The organism is Vibrio sp. VGrn 2 (assembly GCF_009361695.1).
Lineage (GTDB): Bacteria > Pseudomonadota > Gammaproteobacteria > Enterobacterales > Vibrionaceae > Vibrio > Vibrio diabolicus.
The window spans coordinates 604,758-623,250 of the sequence record NZ_RBWD01000001.1; the positions used below are offsets into that span (position 1 = coordinate 604,758).

Below are 18,493 nucleotides of genomic sequence, written 5' to 3' on the forward strand. Positions count from 1 at the left end.
CAACTCAAATTTTAGTGACCGCCAGAGACTACGGGAGTCAGATCACCACTATGAGGTAAAATCCAGCCTGCATCGTAGAAAGAAGCCGTTGCAGGCTCTAGGAAGAACATAATGCCCATTAGCCCGACAATCGCAAGAACGATGGTGTAAGGCAGCGCCATGATAACCATTCGACCGTAAGACAGACGAATTAATGGAGCGAGAGCCGAGGTGAGTAGGAATAGGAATGCCGCTTGACCGTTTGGCGTAGCAACAGATGGTAGGTTAGTACCAGTGTTGATAGCAACTGCCAGTAAGTCGAACTGCTCGCGAGTAATGAGACCTTCAATGAGTGCTGTTTTTACTTCATTGATGTAAACCGTACCGACGAATACGTTATCCGACACCATTGATAGTAAGCCATTCGCGACATAGAACAGAGCTAACTGAGTGCCTTTATCTTCAACGGCAAGCACCGCGTCGATAACTGGTTTAAACAACTCTTGGTCGATGATTACCGCAACGATCGAGAAAAATACCGCAAGTAGTGCAGTGAAAGGCAGAGCCTCTTCAAACGCTTTACCCATGGAATGCTCTTCAATGACGCCAGTGAAAGCCGTCGCTAAGATGATCACTGAAAGACCAATTAAGCCTACCGCCGCCAAGTGCAAGGCTAATGCCACGATCAACCAAACAGCAATAAGTCCTTGAACCCATAGTTTTGCAACGTCTTGATTGGTACGCGTTTTGCGCTCTTCATTGTCAAAGTCAACGAGGATTTGACGAACGTTGTTAGGAAGTTTTGCACCGTAGCCAAACACTTTAAGCTTTTCGACTAGAGCACAAGTGATGAGACCGCAGAAAAATACGGGTAGCGTCACTGGAGACATACGGATTAGGAATTCACCAAATAACCAACCCGCTTGGTCTGCAATAATTAAGTTCTGAGGTTCACCCACCATAGTGGTTACGCCACCTAACGCAGTACCTACACCAGCGTGCATCAACAATGAGCGTAAAAAGGCGCGGTAGTTTTCTAAGTCATCACGCGTTAGCTCAGTGATCGTGTCATCTTGTGTGTGGTCATGGTCACCAATCGGATTACCTGACGCCACTTTGTGGTAGATAGAGTAGAAACCGATCGCCACACTGATAACAACGGCGATAACCGTCAAAGCATCCAAAAACGCAGATAAAAATGCAGCGGCAAAGCAAAACGCAAGTGATAGAAGGGTTTTGGAGCGAATACCAAGTAAAATTTTGGTAAAAATGAACAGCAATAAATGCTTCATGAAGTAGATGCCCGCAACCATAAATACCAGAAGCAGTAATACTTCAATATTTGCCACCAACTCGTGCTTAACTTGCGCAGGGCTAGTCATGCCGATAGCGATGGCTTCAATAGCAAGTAAACCACCAGGTTGTAATGGGTAGCATTTTAATGCCATTGCAAGCGTGAAAATAAATTCAGCAACCAGCAACCACCCAGCAACAAATGGGTTTATTAGGAAGAATACAATCGGGTTAATTATTAAGAAGGCTATAATGGCAACTTTGTACCAATCAGGCGCTTTACCAAGAAAGTTCTTGATAAAAGCGTTTCCGAGCGATATCGGCATGATAATTCTCTTTATAACAAAATTATGAATAGACACTACAATAGTGCTTAAGTATCTGTTTGTTAGACTTATTAACTAGTCTTTTAAAACAATAACTTAGTAAAACAACAATCCTTTGTTTATTGCAGTCTTGCCAAGTTACTTCCCCTGAACTCAAGCACCGCTCACTTTCGACCGCAAACTCTACACTCAGGCATTTATTAGTCAATAACAAAACGTGATGCTACCGACTAAAATGACTTTTTAAATGTAATAACGCGATCAAAACGGCGTTACTATATCATGAAAGGCTCAAAAAAATCCTCTTGGATTTTAAATGACGGTCAGTGACGAGAAAAGGCAAATTAAGAAAGAATATTAACTGTGATATACAAAGTAATTTTTCATATTTTGAATATAAAATTGTGACGCAGTAGTCTTTATTTCTCCGCAATTTGTGAGCTGTTTAATTAAACGAAAATTCAGATTTTACCGCTTTCACTCGCACGTCAGACCGTCCTAGATTGACATAACATATAGAGTATTAACTCTATATTGTAGAATCGTTTCAATTATTGATCGTAAATTTTCTCAAACCGTTAAGTAGTGGTATGATGAGTAGTATCGACCCTCAGAAATCAATATTGGATAAAAAGTAGAATGGTCATAAAGGCGAAAAGCCCTGCGGGATTCGCAGAAAAATATATTATCGAGAGCATTTGGAACGGCCGTTTTCCTCCTGGCTCTATTTTACCTGCTGAACGCGAGCTGTCTGAGCTAATTGGTGTTACTCGAACGACTTTACGAGAGGTTCTTCAACGACTAGCCCGTGATGGTTGGTTAACAATCCAACACGGTAAACCAACGAAGGTAAACCAATTTATGGAGACCTCTGGTCTGCATATTTTGGATACGTTGATGACGTTGGACGTAGATAACGCAACAAACATTGTAGAAGATTTGCTTGCAGCACGTACCAACATCAGCCCTATCTTTATGCGTTATGCATTTAAAGCAAATAAAGAGAACTCTGAGCGCACGATCAAGAATGTAATTGAATCTTGTGAAGCTTTAATGAATGCTGCTTCTTGGGACGATTTCATCGCTTCTTCACCTTATGCTGAGAAAGTCTTACAGAACGTGAAAGAAGACAACGAGAAAGATGAAGCGAAGCGTCAAGAAATCTTGATTGCTAAAACGTTCAACTTTTACGACTACATGTTGTTCCAACGCCTAGCATTCCATTCAGGGAATCAGATTTACGGTTTGATTTTTAATGGCTTGAAGAAGCTCTATGATCGCGTTGGTAGCTATTACTTCTCAAACCCAGCTTCTCGTGAGCTAGCGCTGAAGTTTTACCATCAGTTGCTAGAAACTTGTGAAAGTGGTCAGCGTGAACAACTGCCAGTTGTGATTCGTCACTATGGTATGGAAAGCGCGCTAATCTGGAACGAGATGAAAAAGCAATTACCAACGAACTTCACAGAAGATGACAGCTAAGCGCTGAGAAGTTAGATGAATGAAAAACCGCAGAACCTAAGGTCTGCGGTTTTTTTTACCCATAAATACCAGTTACGTTCCTGTTGTGACAATTGGCACGGCACTGTATAGAGCTTATCTTGCTACAGCTACAGAGAGTTTGGGCAACGGTAGATACAATGCTTCAACGATGTCTGAAAGTACGTGGTCGTAAGTATTGAAGATGGTCAACGATAAGTCTGATGTGACTCCATAAAGCTCTGCTTCTGTTAAATCGACATGACTTCCTGTCACATAGTTATTTAATGTCTGTATTGAGCGTGTGGAAGCAGGAGAAACGATACTAAGCGGAGCGATAACTGCTAATTGATTTAGCTTACGTGTCATAACCGATGCGTAATTTTTGAAACGCTCATTCCCCCCTTGCTCTCCCAAGTCTTGAATGCTAATTCTCAATTGAGTCAGGGTTTCTAAGCTATCCATGATGTTTTGCCAGTTCATGTGGTACTCATTATGTAGATCATCTCGTTGTTCTACCGCTAACCAAGCAATCGTGACTTCATCCATCAAGAACAAGCAATGACGAATTAACTTACCATGCTCCATCTGGTTCCTTGCAACACTGTGATCGTTCCATTGTTCAAGCAGTTTTCCTACTTTGATCTGCAGCACGCGATACATGGGTTTATTTTCAAAGCGTGAGGTTTCGACCAAAAGATGCAGTTTGTTGGTGAGATCGTTATGAAGGACTTCTAATTCTTGTTCGTTATTTTGTTGAAATTGAAGTGAGTAGTGCGTCGCAGCTCGATGGCGTCTCAGCAGATGAACAACATCTCGCAATAATGTTAACAGCTGATATTTACGCGCGTGTTGCTGCTCTCGTTTAGAAGATAAGTGATATATTCCGGCTAAAATAGCGATAGATAATAATGTGGAAATCAAAACAAACATAACCAACTCCTTGTTAGTGTTTGGACCTAGCAAGGAAGGTTTGCAGTTTTGATGCCAAACAAAAATTAAATTAAAACAACTGGTTATGTTAAATGTTCTTTTGGGGCGGTCGTTATTGGTGCATGGATTCACCAAAGTTGTGAATATGATCAAAAAATCCCTGCCAAATTGGCAGGGATTTTATAGTGTTATATTTGGAATGCGACTTACATTACGCGCATGCCAGGTTGAGCGCCTTCGTGTGGCTCAAGAATCCATAAGTCGCTGCCACCAGGGCCCGCTGCTAGGATCATGCCTTCTGACATACCAAACTTCATCTTACGAGGTTTTAGGTTTGCTACCATTACCGTTAGTTTGCCTTCTAGCTCTTCAGGTTTGTACGCTGACTTGATGCCAGAGAACACTTGACGAGTTTCACCACCGATGTCCAGTTGGAACTTAAGCAGTTTGTTTGCTTTTGGCACTTCTTCACAAGAGATGATACGAGCGATACGCATATCTACTGCTGCAAAAGCGTCGAACTCAATCTCTTCAGCGATTGGCTCTTTGTCTAGCTCAGTTTGGCTAGCCTTGTTCTTTTCCGCTTCTGCTTTCTCTTTCGCCGCCATTTCTGCCGCCGCATCTTCTTTAGATGCTTCGATCATCGCTTCAACATTCTTCGGATCGATACGGTTGAACAGTGCTTTGAACTTAGTGATCTCGTGGCCTGTTAGTGGCGCAGCGATGTTTTCCCAAGTCAGCTCTTGGTTTAGGAATGCTTCAGTACGTGCAGCTAGCGCAGGCATCACTGGTTTCAGGTAAGTCATCAGTACACGGAACAGGTTGATACCGACAGAACAGATGTCTTGTAGCTCCTGATCTTTGCCTTCTTCTTTTGCTACAACCCACGGTGCTTTTTCATCAATGTATTGGTTAGCTTTGTCTGCCAATGCCGTGATTTCACGGATTGCACGACCAAATTCACGTGTTTCGTAAAGCTCAGCGATACGGTCAGCCGCAGCAACAAATTCGTTGTAAAGCTCAGGCTCTGCAAAGTTGTCAGACAGTTTGCCTTCAAAACGTTTCGCGATGAAGCCTGCATTACGCGATGCGAGGTTAACGATCTTGTTAACAACATCAGCGTTTACGCGCTGAGTGAAGTCCTCAAGGTTAAGATCTAGATCGTCGATACGGCTGTTTAGCTTCGCAGCGTAGTAGTAACGTAGACACTCAGGGTCTAGGTGCTCTAGGTAAGTGCTTGCTTTTACGAAAGTACCTTTAGACTTCGACATTTTCGCGCCGTTTACCGTTACGTAGCCATGTACGAATACGTTGTTTGGTTTACGGAAGCCGGAACCTTCTAGCATTGCTGGCCAGAATAGGCTGTGGAAGTAAACGATGTCTTTACCGATGAAGTGGTACAGCTCTGCTGAGCTGTCTTTTTTCCAATACTCGTCGAAATCTAGGTCGTCGCGCTTGTCACATAGATTTTTGAAAGAGCCCATGTAGCCGATAGGCGCGTCTAGCCATACGTAGAAGAATTTGTTCTTCTCACCAGGGATCTCGAAGCCAAAGTATGGTGCATCACGTGAGATATCCCATTGTTGTAGACCTGATTCAAACCACTCTTGCATCTTGTTCGCGGTTTCAGCTTGTAGCGAGCCAGAGCGAGTCCACTCTTTTAGCATGCTTTCAAACTGAGGCAGGTCGAAGAAGAAGTGCTCAGAATCTTTCATTACTGGTGTCGCACCAGAAACCGCAGATTTAGGATTGATCAGTTCTGTTGGGCTGTAAGTCTCACCACAGTTGTCACAGTTGTCACCGTACTGGTCTTCTGACTTACATTTTGGACACGTACCTTTTACGAAACGGTCCGGTAGGAACATCTCTTTTTCTGGGTCGAACAACTGAGAAATTGTGCGGCTAGAGATAAAGCCGTTTTTCTTCAGCTCAAGATAAATGTGTGACGCTAGCTCACGGTTCTCATCTGAGTGTGTGCTGTGGTAGTTATCAAAGCTGATATCAAAGCCAGCAAAGTCTTTCTGGTGCTCTTCGCTAACTGCGGCAATCATTTCTTCAGGAGTAATACCCATCTGTTGCGCTTTAAGCATGATTGGCGTGCCATGAGCATCGTCAGCACAGATGAAGTTTACAGTGTTGCCGCGTAGGCGTTGGTAACGAACCCAAATGTCCGCTTGGATATGCTCAAGCATATGACCAAGGTGGATCGAACCGTTAGCGTACGGAAGGGCACAAGTTACCAGCATTTTCCTTGACGGAAAGTTTCTTGGATCGTTTGCCATACTTAATATTCGCTTTTCTTGATAGGTATAAATAAATTTTGATGGATAATACTACCCCATGAACTCACTAACTCCAAGGTGTCAAACTGCGGAATGCCTTAGTTTTTTTGGGGTTCTGGTTGAGGGAGGACGGTGTTAGCATGGCATCTAAAAGGAGGACTTATGCATCAGTTCACTTCAAAACAAGATTTATGTCACTGGTTTAACCAATTCCAGTATCCACAGTTGGTGGAAAATTGGGCAGATATTCATGGCGCAATTTCGATTACGGCGCAAGGTTCTGTTGAGATAACGTTGCCATTCGCAAGTAATGAGCTTCAAACCATATTGCATGACTGGATTAAACAGCAACAAACCGCAGGTAAAGTGGCTGAATTCCCATTCAATATTCGCCTTGGAGTTAAAGCATTAGAAACTCAAGTGGCCAATCCGGTTAAAGGTGTTAAGAACATCATTGCCGTTAGTTCTGCGAAAGGTGGGGTCGGTAAATCAACGACTGCGGTTAACTTAGCGTTGGCGATTGCTCAATCTGGGGCGAAAGTGGGATTGTTGGATGCGGATATCTACGGACCTTCCGTCCCTATGATGTTAGGGCAAGAAGATGCAAAACCAGAAGTTCGTGATGGTAAGTGGATGGAGCCCATTTTCGCTCACGGCATCTATACTCACTCTATCGGCTATTTAGTGGACAAATCAGAAGCGGCAATATGGCGCGGTCCAATGGCTTCAAAAGCGTTGTCGCAGTTATTAACGGAAACAGACTGGCCCGATTTAGATTATTTGGTGATTGATATGCCGCCAGGCACGGGTGATATACAGTTGACGTTGTCACAACAGATTCCGGTGACAGGTAGTGTGTTAGTCACGACACCGCAAGACTTGGCGCTTGCCGATGCAAGAAAGGGAGCGGCAATGTTTAACAAAGTCCATGTCCCGGTTATCGGTGTTGTGGAAAACATGAGTTATCACATTTGTAGTCAATGTGGCGCGAAAGAGCATATTTTTGGCATGGGTGGTGCAGAAAAAATGTCGCAAGAGTTTGGCTTAGCACTGCTAGGACAAATTCCGCTTCATATCTCTATGCGAGAAGATATTGACGCTGGCGTGCCAACAGTAGCAAGGCGCCCAGAAAGTGAGCATGCAGGGTATTACAAGCAGCTTGCCGATCGCGTATGTAGCACGATGTTTTGGCAAGGCAAAGCAAAACCAGATGCGATTAGCTTTACAATGGTGAACTAAGTTTACTATGCCTATTGGTTGATAATTGCACATTTTAACGTTTGCTCGGAGGTTAATCCTCTGAGCAGGCAGAAACTTATGACTAAACCCTAATTCCAGCTAGTAACTATGGGGTGAACTCCCTATAATCAGGCAGTTTATCTTTTTATGTGACTAGAAATCATCATCGGGTGCAAACTAATGTCTGATAATAATCAATGCGTCATCGTAGGTATTGCTGGCGCTTCTGCTTCTGGAAAAAGTCTGATCGCGAGCACTATTTATAATGAGCTTCGCGCGAAAGTAGGCGATCATCAAATCGGTGTCATCACGGAAGATTGCTACTACAACGACCAAAGCCACCTAAGCATGGAAGAGCGAGTAAAGACGAACTACGATCACCCGAGTGCGTTGGACCACGACCTACTGTGTGAGCACCTTGAAAAATTGGTACGTGGTGAAGCAGTAGAAGTACCTGAGTACAGCTACACTGAACACACAAGAACAAGTAACACGACCACAATGACGCCTAAAAAGGTGATCATTCTAGAAGGTATCCTTCTTCTTACTGACCCTCGTCTTCGTGATTTGATGCACGCGACAGTATTTATGGATACACCGTTAGATATTTGCTTGCTTCGTCGTGTTAAGCGTGACGTGGAAGAACGAGGCCGAACTATGGAATCTGTTCTCAAGCAGTATCAACAAACAGTACGTCCGATGTTCATGCAGTTTATCGAACCTTCTAAGCAATATGCGGACATTATTGTTCCTCGCGGTGGTAAAAACCGTATCGCAATCGATGTATTAAAAGCTCACATTGCAAGACTTTTGAAAGCTTAAGCCTTTAGACGGCTATATCGCTTTATTTTTAAGAGAAGAAGTGGCACCTTAAGTGCCACTTCTTTTTTTGTTTTTAAATTAGTCAGTTGCAGGTTAAAACCAGACATTTTTCACGCTTTTGTGGAACTGTCAGCGGTAAATGGAGTCTGCGCTTATAATTGTAAAAACACTCGAGCAAGGAAAAACAAATGAAGAAACTGCTCTTAATTCTAGCAATACCGATTGTGGTCATTTTGGTCGCAATTTTAGCGTTAACCATCTTCGTCAATCCTAACCAGTTTAAGCCCCTTATTGTTGAGCAAGCGCAAAAGCAAACCGGTTTAGAACTAGTGATTGAAGGAGATATCAGTTGGCAATTTTTCCCATCGATCGGCTTTGAGTTGGGACATACAGAATTGCGAAACCCACAAGGCTTTAGTAAACCCAATTTATTCAAAGTTGATACCGTTGGTGTAGATATCTCTGTCATGCCACTTTTTAGTCAACAGCTTGAAATTGGAAACGTCACGCTTGATGGGGCTGAGTTCTATATCGAAACCAAGAAAGATGGCAGCAAGAATATTGATGCATTGACGAAAGCCCAAACACAACAAGCAGAGCAAGCGAGCGATACTGCGCCTACGCAAAATGGTGAAACGCAGCCTTCTGGCTCTGATTGGAGCATTAATCTTGCTGGTGTTACGGTTTCTAATGGCTCATTAGAAATGCAGGATAAGCAAGCCGGTAGTTACACCAAACTTTATGATATCTCATTAAACCTTTCCGAATTCGCTTTTGACAACTGGACAACGGCTGATTTTGGCGTGAAGGGCGAAATGAATGACCAAAAGTTCACAGCGAAAGGTCAGGCCGACTTTAAGCTAGAAAAAGGTTTGGCAAACTACGCGCTAAAGAACATCAACTTTGATGCGACATACTCTGACCCTGCCAATAAGATTGAATCGGCAACGATCGGTTTAGATACTTTTGAATTCGATAAAGTAAATAACCTGACTTATGCCATGAAAGGCGACGCTGGTGGTATGAAGTTAGATATGCAGGGTGCTGGTCAACTTAGCGTGGACAAGGCTATCAGCAAAGTGCAGTTGGATAAGTTAACTCTTAAATCGACTTTTGAGGGGGATGCTTTACCTCAGTCACCGATGACAGTCGACATGGTGTCTGATCTGTCTTTCGACCTAACGAAAAACCACCTGAGTTTTGTCCTAGAGAAGTTAACAGCGAATGCTATCGCCTTAGATGGTAAGGCAGATGTGACACTTGGCGATATTCCTAAAGTACGATTTGCTCTCCACAGCCCAAATATCGATCTTGATGAATTCTTAGGATTAGATCAGCAAGATTCCGAAGGTAATAAGCCTGCTTCTGGTGGCGAGAGTGCTCCAGCTGGGTCTGAGGTTGAGCCTGATTTGTCTGCGTTGAAAACGTTAGATGTAAAGGGTGACATTACCATCGACAAATTCAAAGCGGCAAATGCGAAGATGGAAGCGGTAAAAACGAGCTTCACTGTAAATCGTGGCGTATTTGAGCTTACTTCATTTAGTTCGAAGCTGTACCAAGGCACAATCTCAGCGACAGCGAAGTTAGATGCACGCCAATCACCAGCGACTTACAGTGTGAAAAAGTCAATCAAAGGCGTGAAAGTTCAACCGTTACTTATTGATGTCGCTGATAACGACAAGCTTGAAGGGACGGGTAACATTGATGTGAATGTTACCGGTAAGAGTCTAACGCCTACCGGTATCAAGAAGAATCTTTCTGGTACGGTTGTTATCAATTTTGCTGACGGTGCGGTAAATGGCATCAACGTTGCTCAATTGATTCGTGAAAACTACGCGAAATTTAAAGGGCAAAAAGTCGAAGGCACCAATGAAGTTAAGAAAACAGATTTTAGTGCGATGACGGCGACATTGAAGCTCAATAAAGGTGTCGTATCAACGGATAATATGCAAGCTCAGTCTCCATTGCTCCGTGTTCGTGGTAAAGGCACCGCAAACTACATCAATGAAACTGTTAACTTTACTATCAGCACATCAGTCGTAGGTAGCCTAGAAGGCCAAGGCGGCAAAGATATAGATGAGCTGAAAGATATCACGATTCCAATCAATGTGTCTGGTAAGTGGGCGGATCCTAAATTCAAGCTCGTATTTGATGATGTTCTGAAGCAGAAAGCTCAGAAAGAAATCGATCGTGGCGTAGAGAAGCTAACGGACAAGATCAAAGACGAAAAAACCAAAGAAGCAGTCGATGGTTTGATAAAGAATCTATTCAATTAGATTCGAGCCAAAGCAAAAAGGGTTGGCATTAGCCAACCCTTTTTTAATTCTGCTGGTGAGCTTTACCAGTCGACACCTTTCAGCGCTTTGACGCCTGACTCAAATGCATGCTTTACATTCTTCACTTCAGAAACGGTATCAGCCATTTCAATCAGAGTGCGATGAGCGCCACGACCAGTAATGACAACCGACTGCATTTTAGGGCGGTTGTTCAGCGCTTCAACGACCTCGTCTAAATCAATGTAGCCGTAGCTCACCATGTACGTCAGCTCGTCAAAAAGAACCACATCGATAGATTCATCTTTGAGCATGCGCTTACATTCTTGCCATACGCCTTGCGCTGCTTCGGTATCAGCGGCTTTGTTTTGAGTTTCCCATGTAAAGCCGGTCGCCATTACTTGGAATTCAACGCCGAGTTTCTCAAGTAGGTTGCGCTCACCATTATCCCAAGTACCTTTAATAAACTGCGCGACAGCACAATTCAAACCATGACCTACTGCGCGTGCTATCGTACCGAACCCTGATGTCGATTTACCTTTACCATTTCCGGTAATGATCAGTAGCAGACCTTTTTCCTCTTGAGCAGCAGCAATTTTTGCGTCTACCTGTTCTTTGACTTTTTGTTGGCGAGCCTTATGGCGTGCTTCTTTATTTTCTTCGATAGACATAATACTTCCTCAATTCCTTTTCGTGCTGTGCCCAAGCTAATTTGGGTTCATTGATTTATCTCGCTATGATAGACCAACATATCGTGAAGAAAAACCACCGATAATTCAGGGAATAAAATGAAGAAAATACTTGTTGTTTGTATGGGAAACATTTGTCGGTCACCAACCGGAGAAGCAGTGTTAAGAGCGAAAGCTCAAGAGTTGGGTATTGCCGTGGAGGTTGATTCGGCAGGTACGATTGGCTACCACGCAGGAAACCCACCGGATTCAAGGGCAATGGCCGCAGGAAAGCAGCGAGGTTACTCTTTTAAAGGAATGCGTGCGCGTCAAGTTACCATTGATGACTTTGAAAAGTTTGACCTGATATTAGCCGCAGATAAAGCAAATTTAGCCGATTTATTGGATATTTGTCCGTTGAAGTATCGACACAAAGTATCGTTATTTTTAAGTCATTCTGGGTCAGATTACGATGAAGTCCCAGACCCATATTACGGTGGAAAAGATGGCTTTGAACTGGTGCTTGATTTAATCGAAGAGGCATCAGACGCGATTTTGAAGAAGCTATAATCGCCGGGCTTAAAGACAATAGGAAAAGGGATGAGCTGAGCCCATCCCTTTTTATTCGTGTTAACCCGCTAGAATGTCGGTTGCGACTTTGTAGCTTGGGTCTTCCTTCACGTTAATTTCAACCAAGCTACCCGCTTTATCTAAAAGCTTGCGGCAATCTGGACTTAGGTGGCGAAGGTGTAGTGTTTTACCTTGAGAGTTGTAACGCTCTGCTAGTGTTTCAATCGCTTCAATTGCGGAGTGATCCGTCACGCGAGAGTCTGCAAAATCGACAATCACATCTTTTGGATCTTCAGGCGCGTTAAACAACTCCAAGAAGTTAGCGGCAGAACCAAAGAAAATAGGACCGTGAATCTTGTACTCTTTTGAACCTTCCTCGTTTAAGCACGTGTCGGCATAGATATGCTTAGCGTGTTGCCATGCAAACATTAATGCAGAAACAATAACACCAACCGCTACGGCAACGGCTAGGTCAGTAAGAACAGTAACAACGGTCACAAGAACAATAACGAAGAAGTCTTGCTTCGGTACGCGACGCGCTAGTTTAAATGTTGCCCATTCGAATGTACCAATTACAACCATGAACATCACACCAACCAGAGCAGCGAGTGGGATCATTTCAATTAACGAAGAAGCGAATAAGATAAACATCAATAGAGCGATAGCAGCAACGATACCAGATAGACGACCGCGACCACCTGAGTTTACGTTGATCATCGACTGACCAATCATTGCACAACCACCCATCGCGCCAAACACAGAACACGTCATGTTTGCCATACCTTGACCTATACATTCGCGGTTAGATTGACCACGAGTGTTCGTCATCTCATCTAAAACTGTCAGCGTTAGCAGAGATTCAATTAGACCAATGGCCGCTAGAATGATCGCGTATGGAAGAATGATTTGTAGAGTTTCTAGCGTAAATGGCACCGCCGGAATAGAGAAGGTCGGCAGTGAACCTGCGAGTGTTGCAGCTTCATCACCAGACATTGTACGCAAGAAGTCAACAACAGTGCGAGTTTCCAGATCCAAACCAACCACTAAAGCGGTCACCGTTACGATTGCAACAAGTGAAGAGGGTACAGCTGTTGTGATTTTTGGTAGAAAGTGAATGATTGCCATAGTCAGCGCAACCAAACCAAGCATTAGTAGCATTTGGTCTTGTGGTAGCCAAGTAAGCATGCCGTTGATGTCTGGCGCTTTAAACTGACCCAACTGAGCTAGGAAGATAACAATAGCCAGACCGTTCACAAAACCGATCATCACAGGGTGAGGCACGATACGGATGAACTTACCCAATTTAAACATACCAGCGGCAATTTGAAGAATACCAGCGAGCATGATGGCTGCGAATAGGTACTGGACACCGTGAGTCGCGACAAGCGAAACCATTACGACAGCCATGGCACCTGTTGCACCAGAGATCATGCCAGGACGACCACCGAAAATGGAAGTAATAAGACCAACGATGAATGCAGCGTAAAGACCGACCATAGGATCTACGCCTGCGACGAACGCAAATGCGACAGCTTCAGGAACCAATGCAAGCGCAACGGTTAAGCCTGATAGCACATCATTTTTTACGGAGTGCTTAGAAAATTGGGGAAATTCGAACATGTTTGTTTTTAAGTTCTCTTTGCAATGAGTTAAACCCGACACATATTCGTATTTGCACAAGCCACTGAGTGGTTGATTTCTAATCAAGCATTGCAGTGTAAACCGTAGTATTAAAAGAGCAGCATCAGAATGGTGTCGAAAACTTGAGTCGGCGCATGCTACCGAAAAGTGTGATTAAGTTCAAGAATGATACGAATAATGGCGTACAAATGTGATCACGAATTGGTATTTATATGAACAATTTATTGGGAAAATATGAAGATAAAAAAGGCTACCAGATGGTAGCCTTTAATTTATTTATGCCGTTAAGCAGTTGAACGTAATGATTTAGCCTAGTTAAAGTTAGGCTTTGTCATCTCTGCCGATGCGCGGTTTTTAGCCACTTGGCTACCCGCACCTTTAGCTTGGTAACGTTCGGTTTTGAACGGTGCTGCTGCAACAGTGATTTCGCGTAGCTCTTGAGGGCCAGGTGCTTTCGTCATCGGTGCGCTAGCGTTTAGCTTAGCCGCAACTTTAATGGCTTCGACTTTAGGCTCTGGTTTAGCTACTGGCGCTTCGGCTGCAACCTCTTTTGCCGCTTCAACGACAGGCTCTTCAGCTGGTGCCGTTTCTACAATGGCATCAACCGGTTCAGCATGTTCAGTTGCAGGAGTTTCAACGATAGGCTCTACCGAAGCTGTTTCTACTACTGCCGATTCAGCTTTTTCTGCGATTACTGCTTCCACAACAGGTGCTTCTACTACTGGAGCTTCCACTTTCGCTTCAACTGTTTCTTGAACCTTTGATTCAACAACTGGCGCTTCTGTTACAACAGGTTGCTCGCGGCGAATAATCACTTTACCCATAGCCATATCTGGACAAGCAAAGCCACCTTGCATTGTAGGTACTGCTGCTACTGCTTCTTCCTTAACTTGCTCTTCTTTCTTAGGTGCAGGTTTCGGAATGTAGCGTGGCATTACTTTACCCATAGCCATCTCAGGAGAAGCTACACCACCTTTACGCAGGCGGAACGGGTTAGGACGGCGATCGCGACCACGGCGACGGCGCTGGCCGCTTGCACGCAGGTGACGTGGCGAACGACGGTTACGACGTTGCTTAGACTCTGCTTGCTTGTTGTCTTGTTGTGCTTCTACCGCTGCTTCTGTTGGCTTCTCAACTTTGGTTTCAACCGTTTCTTGAGTCTTAACCGCCGTTTCTTCTGCTTTCTTCTCAACCGCTTCTTGGTCTTTAACGCGTACAGACTTGTTCAGTTTGCGACGTTGGCGACGCTCCTTCACTTTTTCTGCTTTCGCGTTTTGTTGCTTTGGTTTGCTCTCTTCTGGTTTTGTTTCAGTTCGAGCTTCTGCCGCTAGCTGCAGGCCTTTTTCCGCTACTTTTGCATTTGCTTTTTGCTCTTGAGCTTTATCTGCTTGTTGAGTTTTAGGCTTACGCTTTTGGTTGCGGTTTTGCTGTTTATTGGTTTGTTGTTGAGCTTCGTTTTGCTCATTCGCTTGCTCATCACGAGGCTTACGACGACGTCGGTTATCACGGTTATCACGATTGTCGCGGTTCTCACGATTATCGCGTTGGTTGTTATTGCGACGACGATCATTGCGATCACGTTTGTTGCGTCGATTATCGCGATTTGGCTTTTTCTCTTCCTGAGGTTTCGGTTCTTCTTTTACTTCTTCAGAACCGCCGAATAGGAAACTACCAAGTGCTTTAAACAAACGGCTGAACAGTCCAGGTTTTTCTTCTTGTTCAACTTTCTGTTCTTTCTTCTTCGCCTCAGGGGCAGGTTTAGCTGCTGGTGCTGGTGCCGTTTGAGAAGGAGCCGCAAAGCCTTTAAGAACAGGTTCTTCGATTCGTTTAGGTTTTACGTCAACTTCCGCTGGCTCTTTACCTTCCGCTTCTTTCATTGCTTCCAGTTTTTTAGGAAGTAGGTAAGAAATCAGATCGAACTCTTCACCTTCACGAACACGGATAACTTCGAAGTGCGGCGTTTCCATGTCAGAGTTTGGAACAACCGTAATCTTCACTTCTTGAATGCGTTCGATATGGTTCACTGAACGACGTTTTTCGTTCAACAAGTAAGAAGCGATTGGCACAGGTACAACTGCGAGAACTTGCGCTGTATTGTCTTTCAGTGCTTCCTCTTCGATTAAACGAAGTACAGAAAGTGCTAGAGATTCGTTGTCGCGAACGACTCCAGTACCGCTACAGCGAGGACAGATGTGGTGGCTTGCTTCTGCTAGAGAAGGGCTTAAACGTTGACGTGACATCTCCAACAAACCAAAGCGAGAAATACGACCGATTTGTACACGAGCGCGATCAAGACGAACGGCTTCACGTAGACGGTTTTCTACTTCTCGTTGGTGGCGAACAGGTGTCATATCGATAAAGTCGATAACCACTAAGCCACCCAAGTCACGTAGACGTAACTGGCGAGCAATTTCGTCGGCTGCTTCTAGGTTCGTGTTTAGGGCTGTTTCTTCAATATCGCCGCCCTTGGTTGCACGAGCAGAGTTGATATCGATAGACGTTAGTGCTTCGGTTGGGTCAATAACAATAGAACCACCAGATGGCAGACGCACTTCACGTTGGAAAGCTGATTCAATTTGGCTTTCGATTTGGTAGTGGCTGAATAGTGGAACTTCGCCTTCATATTTCTTAACGCGGTTAAGGAAATCAGGGCGCACCAATTGAATGTGCTCTTTTGCACGTTCGTAGATGGTGTTGCTGTCAATTAAGATTTCGCCAATATCACGACGCAAATAGTCACGGATTGCACGAACGATAACGTTACTTTCTTGGTGGATTAAGAATGGAGCAGGGTTCGAGTCCGCTGCACCTTTGATTGCACCCCAGTGGTTAAGTAGTACATTCAAATCCCACTCAAGTTCTTCAGCACTCTTGCCAACGCCAGCAGTACGTACGATTAGGCCCATGCCCTGAGGCAGTTCCAAAGTACTTAATGCGGCTTTTAGTTGAGTACGCTCGTCACCTTCGATTCGACGAGAAATACCGCCAGCACGAGGGTTGTTAGGCATCAGAACAAGGTAACTACCAGCAAGAGAAATGAAAGTAGTAAGAGCTGCGCCCTTGCTTCCACGTTCTTCTTTTTCCACTTGAACGATAACTTCTTGGCCTTCCGTTAGCACTTCTTTGATGCTTGGACGACCTTGGTAGGTGTAACCTTCAGGGAAATATTCGCGGGCAATTTCTTTGAGAGGGAGGAAACCGTGACGCTCGGCGCCGTAATCAACAAATGCGGCTTCTAAGCTTGGTTCGATACGTGTGATACGTCCTTTGTAGATATTCGCTTTTTTAGATTCATGACCTGGACTCTCGATATCAAGATCGAAAAGTCGCTGGCCATCAACCAGAGCGACACGCAACTCTTCTTTTTGAGTTGCGTTAATTAACATTCTTTTCATTGAAAATTCTCGTTGTCTTTTCTTTTATATCTTTCTTGTCGACTTGCCACTGTTTTTTCGCTCTTTCACGGTGCCTGATCCCATGGCTTGTATTTTGCAGCCTCCCGGCTGGAAGGGGATGCTCTCGGGCACTTCAGTCATCACAAGCCTCTTGTGGTTTCTGTTGGAAACGTAGACTTGTGACCCGCTATTTGGGCGGTAGGTACTCAACGTGAATATGCGAGGAGTAGGGTGGCAAGAGTGTTGAATTCGATGTGTCTCACGCCAATGCTGCACTCGACCTTCAACGATCTACTCACATTGCTTGAGGATAAATGATTGGTAATGAATAAAATGTAACCAAACCTTCCTTAGCAGCTGTGAACTATAGCAGTGCGCGTGGCTATCAGCAATCTGCTTTCACGCAAACGATAGAAAATTTGCCGCTAAACTCAAAATTTCTAATTTATAACTGGCTGTTTCATAAGCAATTGAGATGTGCAAACTGTTCAAGACAGAAAACAAATTGAGAACTTGATTGAGAGTTTTAATAATTTAAACAAAAGCTTGGCGAAATTTAGACCAGTATGTGCCACCAAGTGTTTCTTTTACGACAAGAATAATGTGAAGTCGCACGAAATTGAGTTTACAATACAGCCCATGAACGAAATAAGAACAAAAGTCCAGTTCGTCGACATTGACGAAGATATGGCGGGTCAGCGCATTGATAATTTTTTGCGCAACCAATTAAAAGACATCCCTAAAAGCATGATTTACCGAATCGTGCGTAAGGGTGAAGTACGTGTAAATAAAAAGCGTATAAAAGCAGAGTACAAGTTAAAAGCAGGCGATCTCGTTCGTATTCCACCGGTGACAGTCGAGAAAAAAGATGACGATGTCGCGCCAAGTACGAAACTAAACAAAGTCGCAGAGTTGGAAGATATGATCATCTTCGAAGATGATCATATGTTAATTCTAAACAAACCATCTGGCACCGCTGTGCATGGTGGCAGTGGCTTAAAGTTTGGCGCGATCGAAGCGCTTAGAGCTCTTCGTCCTCAAGCTCGCTTTCTTGAACTTGTGCATCGTATTGACCGTGATACTTCAGGTATCTTGCTGGTTGCTAAGAAGCGTTCTGCACTTCGTCACTTGCAAGCCCAGTTTCGTGAAAAGACAGTGAAGAAGTTTTACTTAGCTCTTGTCATGGGACAATGGAAAAGCAGTTGTAAGGTTGTGAACGCGCCACTGCTTAAAAACGAAGTGAACAGTATTGTTCGTGTTAACCCTAACGGTAAGCCGTCTGAAACGCGTTTTAAGATTTTGGAAAAGTTTGAACAAGCAACATTGATTCAAGCGAGTCCGATTACTGGTCGAACTCACCAAATCCGAGTTCATACACAATACACGGGCCACCCAATCGCTTGGGATGATCGCTACGGTGACCGTCGCTTTGATGCTTACACAGGTCAAGTTGGTTTAGATCGTTTGTTCCTACACGCGGCAAACATCAAGTTCCAACACCCATCAAATGATGAGTGGATGGAAATAAACGCACCGATGGAACCGAAGCTAGAAAAAGTGTTGGCGGGTTTAAGAAACGCGTAACCATGTTTTCCT

The 18,493-nt window shown here is 44.1% G+C and carries 12 protein-coding genes; 6 read left to right on the top strand and 6 right to left on the bottom strand.

The genetic code is table 11. The features are described from left to right. Positions 1-11 precede the first annotated feature (11 nt). Positions 12-1,598, bottom strand: a complete 1,587-nt coding sequence (gene nhaB / locus D8S93_RS02925; RefSeq protein ID WP_005396952.1) for a Na(+)/H(+) antiporter NhaB — start codon at positions 1,596-1,598, stop codon at positions 12-14. A gap of 639 nt (positions 1,599-2,237) precedes the next feature. Here nhaB and fadR point away from each other — a divergent pair. Beyond that, a complete protein-coding gene (gene fadR, locus D8S93_RS02930; protein WP_005396954.1) occupies positions 2,238-3,077 on the top strand; it encodes a fatty acid metabolism transcriptional regulator FadR in 840 nt (279 codons plus the stop codon). 114 nt (positions 3,078-3,191) lie between these two features. Here the strand turns inward: fadR and D8S93_RS02935 are convergent, their stop codons facing one another. Continuing rightward, positions 3,192-4,007: a hypothetical protein gene (locus tag D8S93_RS02935; RefSeq protein WP_152811885.1), complete on the bottom strand. Its 816-nt coding sequence runs from the start codon at positions 4,005-4,007 to the stop codon at positions 3,192-3,194. 206 nt (positions 4,008-4,213) lie between these two features. Beyond that, positions 4,214-6,289 (bottom strand): methionine--tRNA ligase, encoded by a 2,076-nt coding sequence (gene metG, locus D8S93_RS02940; RefSeq protein ID WP_134647364.1) that lies wholly within the window; start codon positions 6,287-6,289, stop codon positions 4,214-4,216. Between the two features lie 162 nt (positions 6,290-6,451). Here metG and apbC point away from each other — a divergent pair, with 162 nt between their 5' ends. The 3 genes from apbC to D8S93_RS02955 all read left to right on the top strand — a co-directional run bounded on the left by apbC (position 6,452) and on the right by D8S93_RS02955 (position 10,626). Then, on the top strand, positions 6,452-7,528 hold the full coding sequence (apbC, locus tag D8S93_RS02945) for an iron-sulfur cluster carrier protein ApbC (protein ID WP_152811887.1): 1,077 nt from the start codon (positions 6,452-6,454) through the stop codon (positions 7,526-7,528). Between the two features lie 180 nt (positions 7,529-7,708). Beyond that, positions 7,709-8,350, top strand: a complete 642-nt coding sequence (gene udk / locus D8S93_RS02950) for a uridine kinase (RefSeq protein ID WP_005396962.1) — start codon at positions 7,709-7,711, stop codon at positions 8,348-8,350. Positions 8,351-8,538: 188 nt separating this feature from the next. After that, a complete protein-coding gene (locus D8S93_RS02955; RefSeq protein WP_152811889.1) occupies positions 8,539-10,626 on the top strand; it encodes an AsmA family protein in 2,088 nt (695 codons plus the stop codon). Between the two features lie 62 nt (positions 10,627-10,688). On the opposite strand, the gene cobO is transcribed toward D8S93_RS02955, so the two are convergent. Continuing rightward, on the bottom strand, positions 10,689-11,294 hold the full coding sequence (gene cobO, locus D8S93_RS02960; protein WP_005396966.1) for a cob(I)yrinic acid a,c-diamide adenosyltransferase: 606 nt from the start codon (positions 11,292-11,294) through the stop codon (positions 10,689-10,691). Between the two features lie 117 nt (positions 11,295-11,411). Here cobO and D8S93_RS02965 point away from each other — a divergent pair, with 117 nt between their 5' ends. After that, positions 11,412-11,861: a low molecular weight protein-tyrosine-phosphatase gene (locus D8S93_RS02965; RefSeq protein WP_152811891.1), complete on the top strand. Its 450-nt coding sequence runs from the start codon at positions 11,412-11,414 to the stop codon at positions 11,859-11,861. Positions 11,862-11,921: 60 nt separating this feature from the next. Here the strand turns inward: D8S93_RS02965 and D8S93_RS02970 are convergent, their stop codons facing one another. Beyond that, the gene (locus D8S93_RS02970; RefSeq protein WP_005396973.1) at positions 11,922-13,481 is read right to left on the bottom strand and encodes a SulP family inorganic anion transporter; all 1,560 of its coding nucleotides are present in this window, start codon (positions 13,479-13,481) and stop codon (positions 11,922-11,924) included. Positions 13,482-13,813: 332 nt separating this feature from the next. Then, positions 13,814-16,897: a ribonuclease E gene (rne, locus tag D8S93_RS02980; protein ID WP_152811893.1), complete on the bottom strand. Its 3,084-nt coding sequence runs from the start codon at positions 16,895-16,897 to the stop codon at positions 13,814-13,816. Positions 16,898-17,536: 639 nt separating this feature from the next. Here rne and rluC point away from each other — a divergent pair. Then, the gene (gene rluC / locus D8S93_RS02990; protein WP_053808939.1) at positions 17,537-18,481 is read left to right on the top strand and encodes a 23S rRNA pseudouridine(955/2504/2580) synthase RluC; all 945 of its coding nucleotides are present in this window, start codon (positions 17,537-17,539) and stop codon (positions 18,479-18,481) included. Positions 18,482-18,493 lie beyond the last annotated feature (12 nt).

Coding starts and splice junctions, on each gene's coding strand:
- apbC (WP_152811887.1), top strand. CDS start 6,452: ATGCATCAGTTCACTTCAAAACAAGATTTATGTCACTGGTTTAACCAA.
- cobO (WP_005396966.1), bottom strand. CDS start 11,294: ATGTCTATCGAAGAAAATAAAGAAGCACGCCATAAGGCTCGCCAACAA.
- D8S93_RS02955 (WP_152811889.1), top strand. CDS start 8,539: ATGAAGAAACTGCTCTTAATTCTAGCAATACCGATTGTGGTCATTTTG.
- metG (WP_134647364.1), bottom strand. CDS start 6,289: ATGGCAAACGATCCAAGAAACTTTCCGTCAAGGAAAATGCTGGTAACT.
- rne (WP_152811893.1), bottom strand. CDS start 16,897: ATGAAAAGAATGTTAATTAACGCAACTCAAAAAGAAGAGTTGCGTGTC.
- D8S93_RS02970 (WP_005396973.1), bottom strand. CDS start 13,481: ATGTTCGAATTTCCCCAATTTTCTAAGCACTCCGTAAAAAATGATGTG.
- udk (WP_005396962.1), top strand. CDS start 7,709: ATGTCTGATAATAATCAATGCGTCATCGTAGGTATTGCTGGCGCTTCT.
- D8S93_RS02965 (WP_152811891.1), top strand. CDS start 11,412: ATGAAGAAAATACTTGTTGTTTGTATGGGAAACATTTGTCGGTCACCA.
- fadR (WP_005396954.1), top strand. CDS start 2,238: ATGGTCATAAAGGCGAAAAGCCCTGCGGGATTCGCAGAAAAATATATT.
- nhaB (WP_005396952.1), bottom strand. CDS start 1,598: ATGCCGATATCGCTCGGAAACGCTTTTATCAAGAACTTTCTTGGTAAA.
- D8S93_RS02935 (WP_152811885.1), bottom strand. CDS start 4,007: ATGTTTGTTTTGATTTCCACATTATTATCTATCGCTATTTTAGCCGGA.
- rluC (WP_053808939.1), top strand. CDS start 17,537: ATGAACGAAATAAGAACAAAAGTCCAGTTCGTCGACATTGACGAAGAT.